The organism is Nonomuraea sp. NPDC050556 (assembly GCF_044457355.1).
Lineage (GTDB): Bacteria > Actinomycetota > Actinomycetes > Streptosporangiales > Streptosporangiaceae > Nonomuraea.
This window is the reverse complement of sequence record NZ_JBITGU010000004.1, coordinates 690,900-709,579: the sequence shown is the minus strand read 5'-3', so window position 1 is coordinate 709,579 and position 18,680 is coordinate 690,900. Positions and strand designations below refer to the sequence as shown.

The window sequence follows — 18,680 nt, the reverse complement described above, 5'->3', positions numbered from 1 at the left end:
GTTGCATATTCCTGCACATGTGACCCGGCCCCAACATCCTTACGCTGGCGGCATGTGGACAGAACTGGTACTGAGATCGGTTCCCGAGCAGGGCGACCGTCCTGCCGTGACCGACGTCAGGACCGGCGAGGTTCTGACGTTCGCCGCGTTCGAGCGCCGGGTCACCCACGCCGCGGCCGGCCTGCGCCGCCGCGGGCTGCGTAGCGGTGACCGGGTGGTCGTGGACCTGCCGCCGGGGGCGGCCCTGCCGCTCGCCGTACACTCCGTCGCCTGGGCGGGCGGGGTGGTCGTCTGCCCCAACTCCGAGGGCGACGCCACCGCCCGGATGATGATCACTCAGGGCAAGTGGTCGCACGTCGAGGGCGGCGAGATCAGGCAGGTCTTCACCATGGAGCCGACCGAGGGCGCGAGCCCCTTCAGCGACCTGCTGCGCGGGCAGCCGTGGGAGTTCGGCCCGATCTCCGGGCCGGCTGTCGACTGCGGCGGCCGGGTGCTGAGCGACAACGAGCTGGCCAGCGCGCTGCGTGACATGGCGGCGCGCGAGGTGGTGCGCGAGGGCGACGTCGTCCTGGCCGCGATCACCGACCGGCCGCGGCTCGTCCGGCTCATCGACCTCTCGCTCATGGTGGGCGCCAAGGTGATCATCGCGCACGATCCGACGCTCATCGGCTGCCGGGTGCTTGCCGAGGAGCACCGGGCCACCGTCGTGGTGGCGAACCGGGACCTGGCCAGGCGGATGGGGCTGCACCCCGGCCGCCGGATCCTCGAAGAGGCGGTCCTAAGCTCGAGGCATGCCTCTTGCGCCTAACCATTCCGTCATGCTCAGAACCAAGGACGGCGTGCGGCTCGACGCGGCTCTCACCGGCTCGCGGGGCCGCTCCGACCTGGGCATCGTCCTGGCGCACGGGTTCACGGGCTCCTGGCGCTGCAAGGACACGCGGCGCATCGCGCACGTGCTCAGCGGGTTCGGCGGGGTGCTCGCCTTCGACTTCCGCGGGCACGGCCGCTCCGGCGGGCTCACCACGGTCGGCGACCTGGAGGTGCTGGACGTCGACGCCGCCGTCAGCCACCTGCGCGCGACCGGCTACTCGACGGTGGTCACCGTGGGCTTCTCCATGGGGGCTTCAGTCGTCGTACGGCACGCGGGCCTGTACAGCGGGGTGGACGCCGTGGTTTCGGTCAGCAGCCCGGCCCGCTGGTACTACCGCGGCACCAAGCCCATGCGCCAGGTGCACTGGGCCATCGAGCAGCCCGTCGGGCGCTGGGCCGCGCGGGTCGCCAAGCGCACGCGCATCCAGCGCGGCCAGTGGGACCCGGTGCCGATGCCGCCCTACCAGGCCGCAGCGCTCATCGCGCCGACCCCGTTGCTGGTCGTGCACGGCGACGCCGACCACTTCTTCCCGCTCGACCACGCGCACCAGCTGTTCGAGGGGGCGCGGGAGCCGAAGGAGCTGTGGATCGAGCAGGGGTACGGCCACGCCGAATCGGCCGCCCGACCCGAGCTGATACGGCGCATCGGAAAGTGGGTCGAGAACGTTTCGAACCTTTCCTGAGTAAAAGGCGTCTACCTAAGGCGGATGGATGAAACCCCCTGGGAGAAGTCCTCTGGGGATAAACCCGGTCTAGCGACCGGGCATAGGACATACTTCAGGTAGTCGGGCGGTTGCCCAGCGTTGCGGGGGCGCGCTGGGTTGCGTCCATCTGCTTGGCTCCGGTACGGCGCGCCGTACCGGAGCCTTTCGCCTTCTTCTAACCCAGCCTGGCGATGGTCTTGTACTCCAGGTAGCCGTTGAGGCCCTCGGGGCCGAGCTCGCGGCCGAGCCCGCTGGCCTTGTAGCCGCCGAACGGGGTGTTGGCCTCCAGCATCAGGCAGTTCACCCCGTAGGTGCCGGTGCGCACCTGGCGGGCGATGTCCATGCCGTGGTCGGCGTCCGCCGTCCAGACCGTGCCGCACAGGCCGTAGTCGCTGTCGTTGGCGATGCGGATCGCGTCCGCCTCGTCCTCGTAGGGGATGATCGCGAGCACCGGGCCGAAGATCTCCTCGCGGGAGATCCGCATGTCGTTGGTCGCCCCGGCGAAGACGGTCGGCGCGACGTACCAGCCCCGGTCGTACGGCCTGGTCAGGCCGCCGACGACGACCTTCGCGCCCTCCTCCATGCCGATCTTGATGTAGTCCTCGACGCGGGTCTGCTGGCGCTGGGCGACCAGCGGGCCGATGCCGGTGGCCGGGTCGGCTGGGTCGCCGACGGGCTGGGCGGCGACCATGCCGGCCACGGCCTCGACGACCTCGTCGTAGCGGTTGCGCGAGGCCAGGATGCGGGTCTGCGCGACGCAGGCCTGGCCGTTGTTCATCAGGGACGCGATGGCCAGCATGCCCATGCTGCTCGGCAGGTCGGCGTCGTCGAGGAAGATCGCGGCCGACTTGCCGCCGAGTTCGAGGCTGACCCGCTTGAGCTGCTCGCCGGCGATGGCCGCGATCCTCCGCCCGGCCGCCGTCGAGCCGGTGAAGGCGATCTTGTCGATGCCGTCGTGCCTGACGAGGTACTCGCCCGTCTCGCGGCCGGCGGGGACGATGTTGAGCACGCCCGGCGGGATGCCCGCCTCCTGGAACATCTCGGCCAGCAGGTAGGCGTCGAGCGGGGTCTCCGGGGCGGGCTTGAGCACGATCGTGCACCCGGCGAGCAGGGCGGGGGCGACCTTGGTCATGGTGACGAACTGCGGGACGTTCCACGGGACGATCGCCGCGACCACGCCCACCGGCTCGCGCCGCACGGTGGTGGGGCCGAACAGGCCGGGGCGCTGCTCCTCCTGCTGGAAGGTCCTGCCCAGCTCCGCGTAGAACTGCAGCATGCCGAGCGGCTGGGGGGCCTGGGCCAGGTTGGAGAAGGTGATCGGGGAGCCCATCTCCTCGGTGATGAGCTCGGCCATCTCGGCCTGCCTGGCCGCGTAGATCTCCGCCAGCCTGCCGATGACCTCTGCGCGCTCGGCGAAGGTCAGCCGGGGCCACGGGCCGTTGTCGAACGCCTCTCTGGCGGCGGCTACGGCGCGATCCACGTCAGCGGGAGTACCGTCGGGCACGCGGCCCACTACTTCCTCGGTGTGAGGGGAGATGACCTCGATCGTGCCAGTGCCTGCTGGGGCCACCCATTCGCCCCCGATGAACAGCGTGTCGTGCTGGCGCATGTCGTGAGCCTCCTGCTTGACCGAATGCTTGCTTGGCCAAGTTTCTTTTGGATTGGGAGGTGAAGCAAGAGGTCCCACCGAACCATGTTCTGCTGGGTTTGGCTAGATCCCCGCAAAATGGTAGATACTTCGCCAATGGTGCATGACTTCCACCGTTCCGGTGGCAGCGACCAAGATCATCTTCTATAGTTTCGCCCGTCACAGGAGGGAGGACGCGCGTGAGATCCGGCCGTGCTGCCGTGCTCGCCGTCGTTCTGTCCTGCCTGCTCGCCGTACCCCTTCCTGCTGCGGCCGACCCCGCGACGCAGGCGGAACTACGCAAGCTGACCAAACAGGCCGCCAAGCTCAACAAGCTCTATCGCGGGCAGATCCAGAGCCTTGAGGAGACGCGGGTCCGCGCCAAGAAGGCGGCCGACCTGGCGGACAAGGCCAAGAAGGCCCAGGCGGACGCCGCGCAGGACGTCAGTGAATGGGCGCAGCTCGCCTACATGTCGGGGCCGCTCGACGCGACGCGGCTGTTCAGCGGGGGGAGTGACCCCTACGCGTCGCTGGGGCAGGCGGCGAGCATGAGCTATCTGGCCGAGTTGCGTACGGCGCGGCTGGGCAGCGTCAAGACGCTGATCGCCGACGCGCGCAAGGCCAAGGAGGACGCGGACGCGCAGATCCTCAAGCTCAAGAAGGAAATCGAGAAGATGAAGGGCAAGCGGCGCGAGATCGAGCGGCTGCTGGCCAAGTACGGGTTCCAGACGCCTACGAACAGTGGCGGGCTGACGTCGCGCATGATCGCGGTGCGGGACGAGATCATGCAGAACTTTCCCATGCCTTACGGGGTGGGGTGCCTTCGGGCAGGGGATCCCGGGGAGCACGGCAAGGGGCGTGCTTGCGACTTCATGATGAGCTCCGGGGGGCGGCCGGCGTCCGGGGTGGACGAGGAGCGTGGGGACGCGCTGGCGCAGTGGTTGATCACCAACGGGGCTCGGCTCGGGGTGATGTACATCATCTGGAAGCAGCGGTATTACGACATCCGGTCGGGGAGCGGGTGGGACCCGATGTCGGACCGGGGCGGCGTGACGGCCAACCATTACGACCACGTCCACGTCTCGGTCTTCTAGCCCAGCCGTACGCTGACGACCCTGGCGCCGCCACCCACCCCAAAACCCCAACCCCAACCCCGCTCCGCCCTCAAGGCGCGCCTCCACCCTCAAGGTGCGCTTCCACCCCCAAGGCGCGCCTCCGCCCCAAAACCCCCGCCTTCGCCCCAAACCCCGCCTCTGAAGGACCTCAACCCCTGAAGGACCTCAACCCCTCAGGCGTCCTTGCGTGCCCGAGCTGTCAAGTGGCCCGGCCCCTAAGGGGTTCCGGCCCATCCGTGGCCCTGAGCCCCCAAAGGTCCTGAGCCCCAAAAGCCCCGAGCCTGAAAAGCCTTGAGCCCCAAAGACCTTGAGCCCCAAAGACCTTGAGCCGCTCAAGGCCAGAGCCCCAAGGTCCTGGGAGGGGTCGATATGAGTTGGCCTCATGTCATCCGTACCAGCTGGTAATACGCCAGGATGGGAGGATGACGAGTACCTTGCGCCGACGTCCGGCCCAGCGCCGCAGTGTGGAACGGGTCGAGCGGATGCTCGACGAATGCGCCCTGCTGCTGGACGAGGTCGGTTACGACGCGTTGACCACCAAGGAGGTCGCCCGCCGAGCCGAGGTGCCGATCGGGACGTTCTACCAGTTCTTCCCCGACAAGCAGGGCCTGGTCCGCGCCCTGGCACTGCGCAACCTGGAAGCCTTCCTGGCCCGGGTGGGAGAGCGGATCGCGACCGCCGTACTCGACCACTGGACCGACCTCGTGGACCTGGCCATCGACGAGTTCGTGGCGATGAAGCGGACGACGCCCGGGTTCGCCGTGGTGGACTTCGGCGAGGTGCTGGCCGCACCAGGGGGCCCCGCTCTTGAGGGTACGAACCACATGCTGGACGCGGCGATGGAGAACAACGTGATAGTGGCCGACCGGCTGCGCGCGCTGTCCCGCGACCTGCTGGACGCCCCTGCGGGGTCGGGGCTGGACAGGGCGCTGCTCGTGGCGGTGGAGGCCACGGACGCGGTGCTCAAGCTGGCGTTCCGCATGCACCCCGACGGCGACCCCGACCTGATCGCCGAATGCAAACTCCTCGTCCGCCGCTACCTCGCCGACCACCTCCCGTAACCCCATACCACCAAGCCGCAAATCGGCCCCAGGCCAGCCCCACACCCCCCGACAGCACACTCCACCCCGACGGCCTCGCCTCCGCCGAATCGCCCTCGGATGGCTCATCCCTCAGAGCGGCCCGCACCCGGATGGCTCGCCCCTGAGAGCGGCCCGCTCCCGGAAGACCCCCCGACGACCCGCCCCTTGAGGACGGTCGCTCCCGGAAGACGCGCCCCGGAAGACCCTCCAATGGCCCGCCCTGGGGGATGGCCCGCTCTCGGAAGACCCCGGCCGTGGGGGTGGTTCCGCTCCCGCGAGACCCGGCCCTCAACGACACGGGCTGCCCGGCACCATCCGCCGCGCTGGACACCCCTGGTAGCCCTCGCCCTGAGAGGTGGTCCCACAGGTCGGCGAGCTGTGCCGTTGAAGGCCCCAGAGCTGTGCTGCTCCGGGCCCAAGGGATCGGGGGAAGGTCAGCGTTCCTGGGGTTTGACCGTCTGGGTGAGCTGCTCCAAAGACGGCAGCTCGTCGGTCTCGAGAGCCGGTGCCGGGTGCGGCTCCAGCTCGGGGTCGGCCGCCGTCGCCTCGCCCTTGCGTTGCTCCCCCTCGGGTGTCTCCGCCTCGAGCTTCTTCGCCGCGCGGTCGAAGAAGCGGAGCATCTCCACCGGAAACGGCATGACCAGCGTCGAGTTCTTCTCCGCCGCCACCTCCACCACCGTCTGCAGCATCCGCAGCTGCAACGCCCCAGGCGTGTGCGCCATCACCGTCGCCGCGTCAGCGAGCTTCTGTGACGCCTGGTACTCTCCGTCGGCCGTGATCACGCGGGCTCGCCGTTCACGCTCGGCCTCCGCCTGGCGGGACATCGAGCGCTTCATCGACTCGGGGAGCTGCACGTCCTTGATCTCGACGCGGTCGATGTGGATGCCCCAGCCGACCGCCGGGCTGTCGATCATGATGGCGAGGCCCTCGTGCAACCGTTCACGGTTGGACAGCAGGTCGTCGAGCTCGCTCTTGCCGATGATCGAACGGAGCGAGGTCTGCGCCACCTGCTCGACGGCGAACAGGTAGTTCTGCACGTCGATCGCCGCCCTGAGCGGGTCGACGACGCGGAAGTAGACGACGGCGTCGACGCGGACGGAGACGTTGTCGCGGGTGATGCCCTCCTGCGGGGGGATGGGCATGGTGACGAGCTGGACGTTGACCTTCTTCATGCGGTCGACGCCGGGGATGAGCAGGGTGAGTCCTGGTGCGCGTATCTTCTGCTGCGCCCGCCCGAAGCGGAAGACCACGCCTCGCTCGACCTGATTGACGACCCGGACCCCGCTGAGCACGACCCAGAGGACGACGAACGCGATGAGCCCGAGCACGATACCGGTGACCATGGCGGTATCCCTTCCGCCTTCGAGGCTAACTCAACGCCCTGCGACCCGGGCGCCACAAGGGCTTCCGCTTGTGCGGCAGCGACGGCACCAGCCCGAGAGACGTCTCCTTCCGGCGTCGCTGACCTGCTCTCCGCCAGGACATAGCCGATGGTGGGGCGGGGGTGGCGGGTGAAGATCGGCAGGCGCGGGTCGGGGTGCGGGAGGGGTGGGAGAGGGCATGACGTGGCGGCTGAGGGGAGGGCGTGGTTGACCTGGAGCCCACTCCAGGTGGGATGCTGGAGGGCGTGAGCGTCTACACACCGTCAGAGGTCGTCGAGGAGACCGGTTTCAGCCTGGACACGCTGCGCTACTACGAGAAGATCGGCCTCCTGGAGCCCGTCGGGCGCAACTCCGCCGGTCAGCGGCGGTTCACCGAGGGCGACGTAGGCTGGCTGGGGATGATCAGGTGCCTGCGCGACACCGGCATGCCGATCGCGCAGATGTTGCGGTTCGCCGAGCTCGTCCGCGCCGGTGAGCACACCATCCCCGACCGCATCAGGCTGCTGGAAGACCACGACCGCCGCGTCCAGGGGCAGATCGCCAATCTCACGGAGCGCCAGCGCTACATCCACAACAAGATTTCCTACTACAGAAGCGTCTGCTAGCCGTACCTTTGAGTTCCGGCTGTTAGACCGGGGATCATGGCCGGTCCCAGGGCGAAACGGATCAATATCCCCCTTCGTCGCGTAGCGATGATGTGTGCGGTGATGTTGTTCGCGCTGCTGGGAAACATCACCTACATCCAGGCGTTCAAGGCCGGAGAGCTCAACGCGGACCCGCGCAACCAGCGCACGCTGATCGCCAGGTTCGACCACCCGCGCGGCGACATCCTGCTCGCCGGTGGCAAGGTGATCGCGAAGAGCGAGAAGGTCGACGGGCTGTACGAGTACCGCCGGGTCTATCCCGATCCCGAGCTGTACGCAGCAGTGACCGGTTATGTCTCGCTCTACACCACCACGGGCATCGAGCAGGCGCAGGACGCCGAGCTGTCGGGGAACGACCCCAAGGTCAGGGTGCGTTCGATGGTCAAGGACGGCTCGGTCCAGGGCGCGGACATCCGCCTGACGATCGACGACCGCGCCCAGCGCGCCGCGTACGAGGCGCTGCGGGCCACGGGGCGCAAGGGGGCGGTGGTCGCGATCAACCCGGTGACCGGCGCGATCCTGGCCCTGGTCTCGTTCCCGTCCTTCGATCCGAACGTCTACACCACGTTCGACGGGGCGAAGCTGGTCAAGGCCGACGAGAGGTTGCGCGAGGATCCGGCGCAGCCGCTGCTCAACCGGGCGTTGAACCAGAACTACCCGCCTGGCTCCACGTTCAAGGTGGTGACGAGCGCGGCGGCGCTGGAGTCCGGCGAGTACACGCCGTCCACGCAGGTGGAGTCGCCGACGCGGCTGCTGCTGCCCGGCACCACGACCTACCTGCGGAACGCCGGGGGCGAGTCGTGCGGCAACGGGCGGCCGCCTCTGGCGTTCGCCTTCCAGATGTCGTGCAACACCACCTTCGCCAATATCGGGCTGGACCTGGGGCAGGAGGCGTTGCGCAAGCAGGCGGAGGCGTTCGGCTTCGACGCGGACGACCTGACGGTGCCGATGCCGGTGGCCAAGAGCGTCTATCCCTCGGACATGGACAGGGCGCAGACGGCGATGTCGGCCATCGGGCAGTTCGACGACCGGGCCACGCCGCTGATGGTGGCGATGTTGTCGGCGGCTGTCGCCAATGACGGCAGCCTGATGCGGCCGTACCTGGTGGAGGAGGTGCGGCTGCCGGACGGCACGTCGGTGAGCAGGGCGCAGCCGTCGGAGTACCGGGGGACGATGAGCGCGGAGACGGCCGACCAGCTGACGGCGATGATGGTCGCGGTGACGCAGCCGGGCGGGACGGGGACGGCGGCGGCGATCCCGGGGGTGGCGGTGGCGGCGAAGACGGGCACGGCGGAGAACGTGGCCGACGCGCAGGACCACGCGGTCTTCACGGCCTTCGCACCGGCCGAGGCCCCGGAGATCGCGGTGGGGGTGCTGGTGGAACACGCGGGCTTCGGCGGCGACGTCGCCGCACCCATCGCACGCAAGGTGATGCTCTCCGTCCTGGATTGACAACCCTACGGATGTACGGCAAGCCACAAGACACCCACGGGCTCGCTGGGAGAAGAGGGGGAGGTGCCGCGGGGGAGACCTCGGGGAGGGGTGGCAGGCGTGTGCGGGATGGCGGGGCCTCTCCAGCGCCGGTGCGGCGAGGTGGTGTGCGGCGGTGTCCGGCGCAAGGTGCGCGGCGCTCAGCCGAGAGGGCTTCTGGTCAGCGGTAGGCGGTTGCCTGCAGGGTGTACAGGTCGGCGTAGAGGCCGTTCACGGTCATGAGCTCGTCGTGGGTGCCTTCTTCGGTCACCTTTCCATGGTCCAGGACGTAGATGCGGTCCGCATAGCGGACGCTCGCCAATCGGTGGGTGATCAGCAAGACCGTCCGCCCCCCGGAGTGCTCCCTGATGCGTTCGAAGAGGGCGTGTTCCGCGCGGGCGTCGAGGGCTGCTGTCGGTTCGTCGCAGATGAGCAACGGCGCGTCGCGGTGGAAGCCGCGTGCCACCGCGATGCGCTGCCACTGGCCGCCCGACAGCTCAGCCCCGTCCTTGAACCGCCGGTCGAGCAGCGTGCGGTAGCCGTTCGGCAGCTCGGCGATCACCTCGTCCGCCCCGGCCACCCGCGCAGCGGACGCCAGCATCTCCTCGCCCTTGTCGGTGCCCATCGTGATGTTGTAGCGGGCGGTGAGCGGCCACCGGGTGTGGTCCTGGGCGATCACGGCCGTGCTCAGGCGTAACGCCTCAGGGTCGACGTCGCGCACGTCGAGGTCGTCCCAGGTGACGCGCCCGCCCTGCGGCTCGTAGAGGCCGGAGAGGATCTTGGCCAGGGTCGTCTTGCCCGAGCCGTTCTCGCCCACGAAGGCGATGACCTCGCCCCTGTTGATCTCGACGGACACCTCGCGCAGCGCGGGCTGCTCGCTGCCCGGGTAGGTGAAGGTCACCTCCCGCGCCGAGATGCGGGAGAAGCCGGTCGGCGCGGGCGTGGGCCGCTCGCTGGGCAGGCGCGACTCGGCGTCGCTGCAGAAGTCGAGGAAGTCGGTGTAGTAGAGCCCCTCCTCGTAGAGGCGGTTGGTGGCGAACATGAGGTTGGACAGGGACGTCTGCCCCGACCTGATCGCGAGCACGGCGGTGCCCGCGACGGCCAGCGGCACCGCGCCCACGGCCAGCAGGATGCCGAGCGCGAGGTAGACCAGCCCGGTCCCGACCCCGCCCAGCGTCTCGCCGACCAGGCGCGCGACGGTCTGGCGGCGGGCCAGCCCCAGCATGACCCGCTGCTCGGCCATCGCGACCGCGTCGTACATGCGCAGCAGGAAGCCGCGCATGGTGAAGGACCGCACCTCGGCCGCCGAGGTGCGGTTGGCCAGCAGCTCCCCGATGATCCACTTGCGCCGGTTGGCCGGGATCAGCGCGTACATCGTCGTGTAGCGCATCCGCGCCGAACGCACGGCCGCCCACGCGTCGGGGAGCACGGCCAGCACCAGCAGCGGCAGCAGCACGGGATGCAGCACGCCGAGCACCCCGGCGACCGCGATGATGCCGATCAGCGCGGTCAGCGCGTTGATCGCCGAGCTCACCACGGAACCGGCCCGCGCCACCCCGCGCGACCTGGCCCGCTGTAAGGCGTCGTGGAAGTCGGGGTCGTCGTAGGCGATCAGCCCGACGCGGCTGGTCAGGCCGTACAGCCGCTCCTCCGCGACTCTGGCGACCTGCGGGTCGAGTCGCGACTGGGCCCAGCCCGCGCCGGCCTGGGTGGCCGTGCGCAGACCTGCGGCCGCCGCCACGAGGATCAGGCTGGGCAGCGCCGCCTGGACCCGCTCGGGCGTGGGGCCGCCGCTGAACAGGGCGGCGAGCACGCCGGTGGTGGCCAGCAGGCCGAACGCGGTGAAGGCGCCACCGGCCAGGTTGAAGCCCACCGCGGCGACGGCGTCGCGCGGGCTGGCCGCCCACGCCATGCGCAGCGCCTGCACCACCAGCGCCGGCAGCCGCCGCGCCACGGTCAGGAACGCGACCTCCGCCATCTTGTCGGTGTGCGCGTTCCAGTCGGTGAAGGAGATCTCGCCGAGCTCCAGGGGTTCCTCCGGGTCCGCCATGCACCCAGTGTGGTCGGCTGCACCGACAGTTCCGGTGGCCTACGCACCTCTCTACACATCTTCCTTGCCTCCGGGATACACCGTCGAATGGCCATCTCTGCGCATGTGGCGTAGAGGGTGCAGGCCTAGCGTTCTGGGTGTGATCGACGGTCGTGCTCACCTCAACCCCGGTGCCCCGGGGAGCCCACGCACGAGGTGGGCGCGACCTGCCGGTCCATCGGGGACGTCGTACGTTCCCGAGGGCCTGGCCTCCTCGGAGGGGTGGGGGTCGTGGCCTGGAACGTGCGACAGCGGGCTCGAGCCGCGCAGGGCTCGGGCCCGCACAAAGCGCTTATGTGTAGGAGCCCTCGCTTGAATACACACCGCTATACATACATCGGCGGATGCTGCGGAGCCCACGCGCGCCGTACGGTCACGGTCATGGAGCCGACTGCCACCGTGACCAGCCACGTGTTCGGCCGCGCCTACGAGCGGGCGTCGCGGCCCGCGCTCATCGACCTGTGCGGCGGGCATGTGTACGGCTACCGCAAACTCGCCAACGAGGTGACCAGAGCCGCCTCCGGCCTGGTACGCCGGGGGGCCAGGCGCGACCAGGTCGTCGGGGTCCACGTGAGCGCCACCTGGGCGCTGACGCTCGCCGTACACACCGTCGTCGCGGCGGGCGGCGTGGCCGCGCCGCTCGACCCCGCGCTGCCCGCCGACGAGCTGGCAGCGATCCTGACGGAGTGCGACGCCAGGATGCTGATCACCACCCCCGACCTCGCCGAGACCGCAGTGTCGGCGGCAGAGCGGTCGCGGGTGCGCCAGGTGATCGCCTTCGGCGAGGCGATGGACACCCTCGACTTCGCCGACCTGCTCGGGCTCGACCCCATCGCGCTGCCCGTGCTCGATCCCGGCGAGCAGGCGGCGCTCGCCCTCGGGGGAGGGCTCGCGCTCACGCACACCGAGCTGGTCGAGGCGATGGACAAGCTCGACGTGTCCGTCGGCCTCGACGCGGACGACGTGGTGCTGGCCTGCCGTCCGCCCGACCCTGAGCTGGTGACGCTCGTCGGGCTGGCGGTGAGCAAGGGGGCGCTGGTGGTGTCCGCGCACGGTCTGGCGCGCGCGGACCTTCCGGCGACCGTCGCCGATTTCGGGGTCACCGTCCTCGCGCTGCCGGGAGAGCCGCTCAGGCGCCTCTGACGCAGAGAGCGCTCTCCCAGGTATGCCGAGCTGTTACCGCTCCATACCTTGACGTCCCCGTGGGCGAAGTGGGTTGATGGCTGACAACGTTGTCAGCACGAATTCTCGGGGTCGAACAGGTAACTGAAGGGACGGTGTGCGATGCGACGACGGTGGTTAGGAGCCGTCGCGATCACCATGGCGAGCCTGCTCGGGCTCACCGCCTGCGGTGGCGGCGGCACAGCCGCACCGACGGGCTCTGCCACCGGTGGCGGCGAGGCGAAAAAGCAGGTCGAGGTCTTCTCCTGGTGGACGGGTCCCGGTGAGGCCGACGGTCTGAAGGCCATGCGTGGGATCTTCGAGCAGCAGAACCCGAACCTCACGTTCTTCGACGCGGCGGTCGCCGGCGGATCGGGCGACAAGGCCAAGGCGCTGCTCCAGTCGAAGCTGCAGGGCGGCGAGCCGCCGGACACCTTCCAGGGGCACGCGGGCGCCGAGCTGCAGGGCTACATCAAGGCGGGGCAGCTCGAACCGCTGAACACCCTCTACGACGAGCTCAAGCTCAAGGACGTCTTCCCGCAGCAGCTCGTCGAGCAGATCAGCTACCAGGGCCAGATCTACTCCGTCCCCGTCAACATCCACCGGTCCAACGTGCTGTGGTTCAACCCGGCCGTCCTGAAGGACGCCGGCGTCGCCGGTGCGCCGAAGACGATCGAGGAGTTCATCGCCGCGCTGGAGAAGGTCAAGGCCAAGGGCAAGATCCCGCTGTCGATCGGCTCCGAGTGGACCGTGACGCACCTGATGGAGAACGTGCTGCTCGGGTCGCTGGGCACTGATGCGTACAACGCTCTGTTCAAGCCTGGAGCGGACTGGAGCGGGCCGGCGGTCACCAAGGCGCTGGAGAACTTCAAGACGATCCTGTCGTACGCCGGGGATCCGCAGGACGACTGGCAGCCTGCCGCGAAGCAGGTGGCCGACGGGCAGGCGGCGTTCAACATCATGGGCGACTGGGCCTACGGCTACTTCCACAACCCGCCAGAGGGTGGGCTGGGGAAGGTCTCCAAGACGGACTTCGACTGGGCGCCCGCGCCTGGGACCGAGGGCACGTTCATGTGGCTGTCGGACAGCTTCACGTTGCCGAAGGGCGCGAAGAACCGGGACGGGGCGCTGGCCTGGCTGAAGGTGGCCGCCTCCAAGGAGGGGCAGGACGCTTTCAACCCCAAGAAGGGGTCGATTCCGGCTCGTAAGGACGCTGACGCGTCGCTCTACACGGACTATCTGGCTGACTCGTTGAAGGACTGGGGCAGCAACAAGCTGGCCGGGTCCATCCAGCACGGGGTCTCGGTGAACCAGCCGTGGCTGGCGGCGATCACGGAGGCTGTCGGGTTGTTCATCGGCAGCAAGGACGTGGCGGGGCTGCAGAAGTCGCTGGCCGAGGCTGCCAAGGCCAACGCGCAGTAACCCTCGCGAAACCCCACACCCCCCGATGGGGCCTCCAGAGGTCGTCAAAGGACCTCTGGAGGTGCCGGGCGGAGGTCCCTTTGAAGGGCCGTTCCGCGGAGAGCGTGGACGGGAGGACCCGCGGGGGGTGCGAGGAAGGGCTCGTGGAGGGGGCTCACCCCAAAGGCCCCGCCACAGGGGGCTTCTCGCGAAAGGTCCTTTCGTGAGTGGGTGGTCCTCCCAGAAGGATGAGGAAGGATGCTTGTGAGGCGGGCAAGGACCTGGCTGCCCGGGCTGCTCCTGGTGACACCGTCGATCATCGCCATAGGCGTGTTCGTGTACGGCATGCTCGGCTGGAACTTCCGCCTGGCGATGACCGACAAGCACGACGAGGTGTCCGAGGGGAAGTTCGTCGGCCTGAAGAACTTCGTCGACATCTGGGACCAACCCCGATGGCACCTGTCGGTGAACCACGCGATCGTGTTCACCGTCACCTTCGTCGTGGGCGCCCTGGTCCTCGGCTGGTTCCTGGCGTTCCTCATGGAGAAGGGCATCAGGGGCGAGGGCACGTTCAGGTCCGTCTACCTGTTCCCCATGGCCATCTCGTTCGTCGCCACCGGCATCGTCTGGCGCTGGCTGATGAACTCCGGCACCGGCGAGCGTGCCGTAGGTCTGAACAGGCTGCTCGACGCCGTGGGGCTCCCGCAGTGGGCGTGGTTCAGGGACCCCGACTGGGGCATGGCCGCCATGGCCCTCCCCGCCGTCTGGCAGATGTCGGGATATGTCATGGCGCTGTTCCTCGCCGGGTTCCGCGGCGTCCCCGAGGAGCTGCGCGAGGCGGCCAGGGTCGACGGCGCCTCGGAATGGGGCGTCTACCGGCACGTGGTGCTCCCGATGCTCCGCCCGGTCACGCTGTCCGCGCTGATCATCCTGGGCCACATCTCGCTGAAGGTGTTCGACCTCATCGTCGCCGTGTCAGGCAAGCAGATCATCACCGACGTCCCCGCGGTCTTCATGTGGGTGGCGGTCTTCGACGCGCACGACCCGGCCAAGGGCGCGACCATCGCCTCCTACATCGTGCTGTCGGTCGCCGTCTTCGTGGTGCCCTACCTGGTCTGGTCGGTACGCAAGGAGAGGCGGCCGTGAGCCTTTCGAGAACGGTCAGGTTCGGGCTGCTGATCATCCTCGTGGTGGTCTTCCTGGTCCCGATCTACGTCCTGCTGGTCACCAGCTTCAAGCCGCTCACCGAGGCCGACCCGTCGCAGGCGTGGAACCTCCCGCGGGTCTGGACGTTCGAGGCCTGGCGGGTGGCGTGGGAGAAGCTCGCCCCCGGCATCTGGAACAGCGTGCTGCTGGCCGTACCAGGGTCGTTGCTGTCGTGCGCGCTGGGCTCGATGAACGGCTACGTGCTGTCCAAGTGGCGCTTCCCCGGCGCGGACCTGCTGTTCACGCTGTTCCTGTTCGGGATGTTCATCCCCTACCAGGGCGTGATGATTCCGCTGGTCCAGCTCATGGCGTCGCTGAACGACCTCACCGGCACCCACCTGTTCTACGGGCAGATCCCCGGGCTGGTGCTGGCGCACGTCGTTTACGGCATCCCGATCTGCACGCTGATCTTCCGCAACTACTACGTGACGATCCCGACCGAGCTGATCGAGGCGTCGCGGGTGGACGGCGCGGGCATGCTGCGCACCTACTGGTCGGTGGTGCTCCCGGTGTCCGGCCCGGCGATCGCGGTGGTGATCATCTGGCAGTTCACCTCGATGTGGAACGACTTCCTGTTCGCCATCTTCCTCACCGGGCCGACGAGCTGGCCGACCACGGTCATGCTGAACAACATCGCCGGCGCCCAGGCCACGCCGTACAGCCAGCAGATGGCCGCGGCGATCCTGTCGTCGATCCCGACGATGGTGATCTACATCCTGCTCGGCCGGTTCTTCATGCGCGGCCTGATGGCAGGGGCGCTGAAGGGCTAGCCAGCGCGTCGCCGAGCGGCGTGCGCGCGTAGAGGACGCTGCGTCCGGTGCGGGTGCCCGCGATGAGCCCGGCCCGGCGCAGCGCGGCCACGTGGCCGCCGGCCGTACCCAGGCTGTGGCCGAGGAGCCCGGCGAGCTGGGTGGTCGTGGCCGGTACGGCGAGCTCGGTCAGGATGCGCGCCCGGCTCCTTCCGATGAGCCCCGAAAGCCCGGAATTCGAGTCGGGGACGGGAGCGGCGACGCCCCTGGCCGGATAGACCAGCGCGTACGGCCACTCCTTCGACAGGAAGGCGCCGAGCCGGTAGTCGAAGACGGACGGCAGGAAGAGCAGCCCCCTGCCGTCCAGGCTGACGTCGCGGTCCGGCGAGCGCAGGTCGAGCTCGATGATCCCCTCGGGCCGCCAGCGCACGTGCGGGCTGATGTCGTCGAGCGCCCTGGCCCAGCCGTAGGTGGCCAGCTGCCCGGCGCGCATGATCACCTCACGCTCCAGGATCGCCTGGAACCGCGGCCACTTCTTCGACACGATCTCCGTCCACAGCGCCTCGAAGGCGTCGGCGAGCACCTGCACCACGTCAGGGCCGAGCAGGAGGTCGCGGATCCAGCCCGGCCTGACCCCGACCTTGGCGATCTCGGCGTGCGCCTGCTCCACCGGCGTCGCGCGCATCGCGGCGAGCTCCACCTCGAACGGCACGCTCAGTCCGGTCGGCGGCGGCGCGATGAAGTCGACGTTGCCCGGCCCCATGTTGCCGGAGATCACGGCGATCGCGCGCAGGGCGGGGTGGCGGCGCTCGAGTTCCGCGAACGGCCCGCGCCACTTGGCCAGCCACTGATGGTGCACGCCTGGCTCGGCCCGCCCGTCCAGCGTCCGGAGCGCGTGCATGGTCTCGATCAGCGGGGAGATCGCGAACCTGCTCGCGACGATGTCCTGCGGGGTGACCGCGACTCGGAACATGTTTCGGTTATATCCGAAGGAATCGCCCCCAACGCCCTCGATCAGCAGCATCAGTGACATGGAAACCGCCACCTTCAGCCAGGTGTTCGCCGTAAAAGAGTTCAAGGTGCTCTTCGCCAGCTTCGCCCTGATGATCGTCGGCGACGGCGTCAAGATGCTGGCGCTGTCCGTGCTCGTCTACACCAGCACGGGCTCGGCGGGCCTGTCCGCGACCGCCTACATGGCCGGCTGGCTGCCCTACATCTTCGGCGGGATGTTCCTGCTGTCCCTGGCCGACCGCCTGCCGTCGCGGGCGCTGATGGTCACCGGCGAGGTGGTCAGGGTGGTGGTCTGCCTGCTGCTGGCCTTCGGCGGGCTGCCGGTGTGGGCGATGCTGGCGCTCGTGCTGGTCTCCGGGCTGTTCGCGCCGGTCTTCGGCGCTGCCCGGTCGGCGATGCTGCCCGAGGTGCTGCCCGGCGACGCGTTCGTGCTGGCCCGCTCGCTGATGGGCGTCGTGTCCGCCAGCTCCCAGGTGGCCGCGATGGCCGTGGGCGGCACGTTCCTGGCACTGACCGGTCCCAGCGGGGCGCTGGCGGTGACGGCAGGGCTCAGCGCGGTCGCCGCGTTCGTGCTCAGGTACGGCCTGCCGTACAGCAGGGCGCGGGGTGAGAAGCGCCACGGCGCGGTCCGCAGCACGCTCCGGGTGAACGGCCGGCTGTTCACCGACACCCGGGTGCGCACGCTGCTGCTGGCGCAGTGGGTGCCGCCGATGTGCCTGGCGGGGGCCGAGGCGATGATCGTCCCCTACCTGGGCGGCACCGGCCAGGCGGGCCTCGTGCTGGCGTCGGCCGCGATCGGGATGGCGATCGGCGAGTTCGTCGTGGGCAGGTTCGTCAGCCCGGCGACGCGCGAGCGGCTGTCGCTGCCGATCGCGGTGTGCATGGGCGCGCCGTGGCTGGCCTTCGTCTTCATGCCGGGCCTGGGCGTCGCCGCCGTGCTCGCGGCGCTGGCGGCGTCCGGGCTGTCCTACGGGCTTGGGCTGCAGCGGCGCTTCCTGGAGGCCATCCCGGAGGACGTGCGCGGCCAGGGGTACGGCCTGCTGTCGGCCGGCCTGATGACCGGACAGGCGGTCGGCGCCGCGCTGATCGGCGGGCTCGGCGAGCTGGCCGGTCCGCACGTGGCCATCGCGGTGTCCGGCGCGGTCGGCATGATCATGGGGGCAGTTCTCCTGAGCCGCGTGCGATGAGCCGCACGGGCAGCTGGATCTGCTCCGACGGCCCGTGGTCGCCGCCGATCCTGCGGAACAGCAGCTCCGTGGCCACCCTGCCGAGCCCGATCGGGTCCTGGGCGATCACGGTGACGCCCGGGGTCAGCAGGTCGGCCAGCTCGAAGTCGTCGAACCCGACCAGCGCCAGCCGCCTCCCGCCGAGGGCGCGCAGCGCGGTCACGGTCAGCCTGCCGTTGCCGGTGAACACAGCCGTCGGCGGGTCGGGCAGCGCCAGCATGCGGTCGAGGTCGGCGCGCACCCTGACCAGCTCTGGCGCAGCCATGGCGACCAGCCGGTCGTCGATCAGCCCGCCCATGGCCGCGCGGTAGCCGGTCAGCCGCTCGGCAGCGGTGTAGATCGAGGGGCAGTCGCCGAGGAAGGCGATGCGCCGGTGCCCGTGCGCGAGCAGGTGGCCGACCGCCGCCGCCGCGCCGCCCGCGTTGTCGCTCAGCACGGTGTCCACGTCGATTCCCGGGCCTGGCGGCCGGTCCACGAAGATCGCCGGGGTGCCCGCGTCGAGCTCGGAGCGCAGGTAGGTGTGGTCGTCGCCGGCCGGGACCACGATGAGCCCGTCGACCCGGCGCGAGCAGAAGGTGAGCACCAGCTCGCGCTCGCGGGCGGGCTCCTCGGCCGACGAGCCGCTGAGCACGAGGCAGCCGTGCGTGATGGCGACGTCCTCGACCGCCCGGTTCAGCCCGGAGTAGAACGGGTCGGCGACGTCCTCGATGACCAGGCCGATCGTGGCGGTCCTGCCCTGCCTGAGCACCCTGGCGCTCTCGTTGCGGCTGTAGCCGAGGCTCTCGATGGCCTGCCGTACCCGCTCGGCCGTCGTCGGGTGCACGCCTGGCTCCCCGTTGACCACCCTGGAGACGGTCTTGAGCGCCACGCCGGCCGCAGAGGCGACATCCTTCATCGTGGGTCTCACCCCTGGATCATTTCCCAACAAGACAACGTTGTCAGC

Annotated in this window: 16 protein-coding genes; 11 read left to right on the top strand and 5 right to left on the bottom strand. The window is 69.5% G+C overall.

The genetic code is table 11. The features are described 5' to 3' along the window. The first annotated feature begins 52 nt into the window (after positions 1 to 52). Positions 53 to 808 (top strand): AMP-binding protein, encoded by a 756-nt coding sequence (locus tag ACIBG8_RS40340; protein WP_397348493.1) that lies wholly within the window; start codon positions 53 to 55, stop codon positions 806 to 808. A 10-nt stretch (positions 809 to 818) separates the two neighbouring features. After that, positions 819 to 1,553, top strand: coding sequence for an alpha/beta hydrolase (locus ACIBG8_RS40335; RefSeq protein ID WP_397348492.1), 735 nt, complete (start codon positions 819 to 821; stop codon positions 1,551 to 1,553). 196 nt (positions 1,554 to 1,749) lie between these two features. Here ACIBG8_RS40335 and ACIBG8_RS40330 read toward each other — a convergent pair whose 3' ends face one another. Further along, entirely contained in the window at positions 1,750 to 3,183 is a 1,434-nt protein-coding gene (locus ACIBG8_RS40330) for an aldehyde dehydrogenase (protein WP_397348491.1), read from the bottom strand. 218 nt (positions 3,184 to 3,401) lie between these two features. Between ACIBG8_RS40330 and ACIBG8_RS40325 the strand changes: the two genes are divergently transcribed. Together ACIBG8_RS40325 and ACIBG8_RS40320 are read left to right on the top strand one after the other, a co-directional pair. Next, on the top strand, positions 3,402 to 4,295 hold the full coding sequence (locus ACIBG8_RS40325; RefSeq protein WP_397348490.1) for a coiled-coil domain-containing protein: 894 nt from the start codon (positions 3,402 to 3,404) through the stop codon (positions 4,293 to 4,295). Positions 4,296 to 4,738: 443 nt separating this feature from the next. Continuing rightward, complete coding sequence (locus ACIBG8_RS40320; protein WP_397348489.1) at positions 4,739 to 5,377, top strand: TetR family transcriptional regulator; 639 nt, start codon at positions 4,739 to 4,741, stop codon at positions 5,375 to 5,377. A gap of 455 nt (positions 5,378 to 5,832) precedes the next feature. On the opposite strand, the gene ACIBG8_RS40315 is transcribed toward ACIBG8_RS40320, so the two are convergent. Next, positions 5,833 to 6,741, bottom strand: a complete 909-nt coding sequence (locus ACIBG8_RS40315; RefSeq protein ID WP_397348488.1) for an SPFH domain-containing protein — start codon at positions 6,739 to 6,741, stop codon at positions 5,833 to 5,835. Between the two features lie 272 nt (positions 6,742 to 7,013). Here ACIBG8_RS40315 and ACIBG8_RS40310 point away from each other — a divergent pair, with 272 nt between their 5' ends. Then, complete coding sequence (locus ACIBG8_RS40310; RefSeq protein ID WP_397348872.1) at positions 7,014 to 7,385, top strand: MerR family transcriptional regulator; 372 nt, start codon at positions 7,014 to 7,016, stop codon at positions 7,383 to 7,385. Between the two features lie 102 nt (positions 7,386 to 7,487). Further along, a complete protein-coding gene (locus tag ACIBG8_RS40305) occupies positions 7,488 to 8,876 on the top strand; it encodes a peptidoglycan D,D-transpeptidase FtsI family protein (protein WP_397348871.1) in 1,389 nt (462 codons plus the stop codon). A gap of 199 nt (positions 8,877 to 9,075) precedes the next feature. Here ACIBG8_RS40305 and ACIBG8_RS40300 read toward each other — a convergent pair whose 3' ends face one another. Beyond that, positions 9,076 to 10,944, bottom strand: coding sequence for an ABC transporter ATP-binding protein (locus tag ACIBG8_RS40300; RefSeq protein WP_397348487.1), 1,869 nt, complete (start codon positions 10,942 to 10,944; stop codon positions 9,076 to 9,078). A gap of 420 nt (positions 10,945 to 11,364) precedes the next feature. Between ACIBG8_RS40300 and ACIBG8_RS40295 the strand changes: the two genes are divergently transcribed. The 4 genes from ACIBG8_RS40295 (at position 11,365) to ACIBG8_RS40280 (ending at position 15,521) form a co-directional block, all read left to right on the top strand. Then, positions 11,365 to 12,126 carry an AMP-binding protein gene (locus ACIBG8_RS40295; RefSeq protein ID WP_397348486.1) on the top strand — a complete coding sequence of 254 codons (762 nt, stop codon included), beginning with the start codon at positions 11,365 to 11,367 and terminating at the stop codon, positions 12,124 to 12,126. Positions 12,127 to 12,267: 141 nt separating this feature from the next. Next, positions 12,268 to 13,566 (top strand): ABC transporter substrate-binding protein, encoded by a 1,299-nt coding sequence (locus ACIBG8_RS40290; RefSeq protein WP_397348485.1) that lies wholly within the window; start codon positions 12,268 to 12,270, stop codon positions 13,564 to 13,566. Between the two features lie 243 nt (positions 13,567 to 13,809). Beyond that, positions 13,810 to 14,691, top strand: a complete 882-nt coding sequence (locus ACIBG8_RS40285) for a carbohydrate ABC transporter permease (RefSeq protein ID WP_397348484.1) — start codon at positions 13,810 to 13,812, stop codon at positions 14,689 to 14,691. After that, positions 14,688 to 15,521 carry a carbohydrate ABC transporter permease gene (locus tag ACIBG8_RS40280; RefSeq protein ID WP_397348483.1) on the top strand — a complete coding sequence of 278 codons (834 nt, stop codon included), beginning with the start codon at positions 14,688 to 14,690 and terminating at the stop codon, positions 15,519 to 15,521. Before ACIBG8_RS40285 ends, ACIBG8_RS40280 begins: the two co-directional genes overlap by 4 nt. On the opposite strand, the gene ACIBG8_RS40275 is transcribed toward ACIBG8_RS40280, so the two are convergent. Further along, on the bottom strand, positions 15,484 to 16,473 hold the full coding sequence (locus ACIBG8_RS40275; RefSeq protein WP_397348482.1) for a winged helix-turn-helix domain-containing protein: 990 nt from the start codon (positions 16,471 to 16,473) through the stop codon (positions 15,484 to 15,486). The two genes, ACIBG8_RS40280 and ACIBG8_RS40275, sit on opposite strands and share 38 nt — an antisense overlap. Positions 16,474 to 16,531: 58 nt before the next feature. Here ACIBG8_RS40275 and ACIBG8_RS40270 point away from each other — a divergent pair, with 58 nt between their 5' ends. Next, positions 16,532 to 17,698: an MFS transporter gene (locus tag ACIBG8_RS40270; protein WP_397348481.1), complete on the top strand. Its 1,167-nt coding sequence runs from the start codon at positions 16,532 to 16,534 to the stop codon at positions 17,696 to 17,698. Here the strand turns inward: ACIBG8_RS40270 and ACIBG8_RS40265 are convergent. Beyond that, entirely contained in the window at positions 17,664 to 18,632 is a 969-nt protein-coding gene (locus ACIBG8_RS40265; RefSeq protein ID WP_397348480.1) for a LacI family DNA-binding transcriptional regulator, read from the bottom strand. The genes ACIBG8_RS40270 and ACIBG8_RS40265 overlap by 35 nt on opposite strands. Between the last annotated feature and the right edge of the window lie 48 nt (positions 18,633 to 18,680).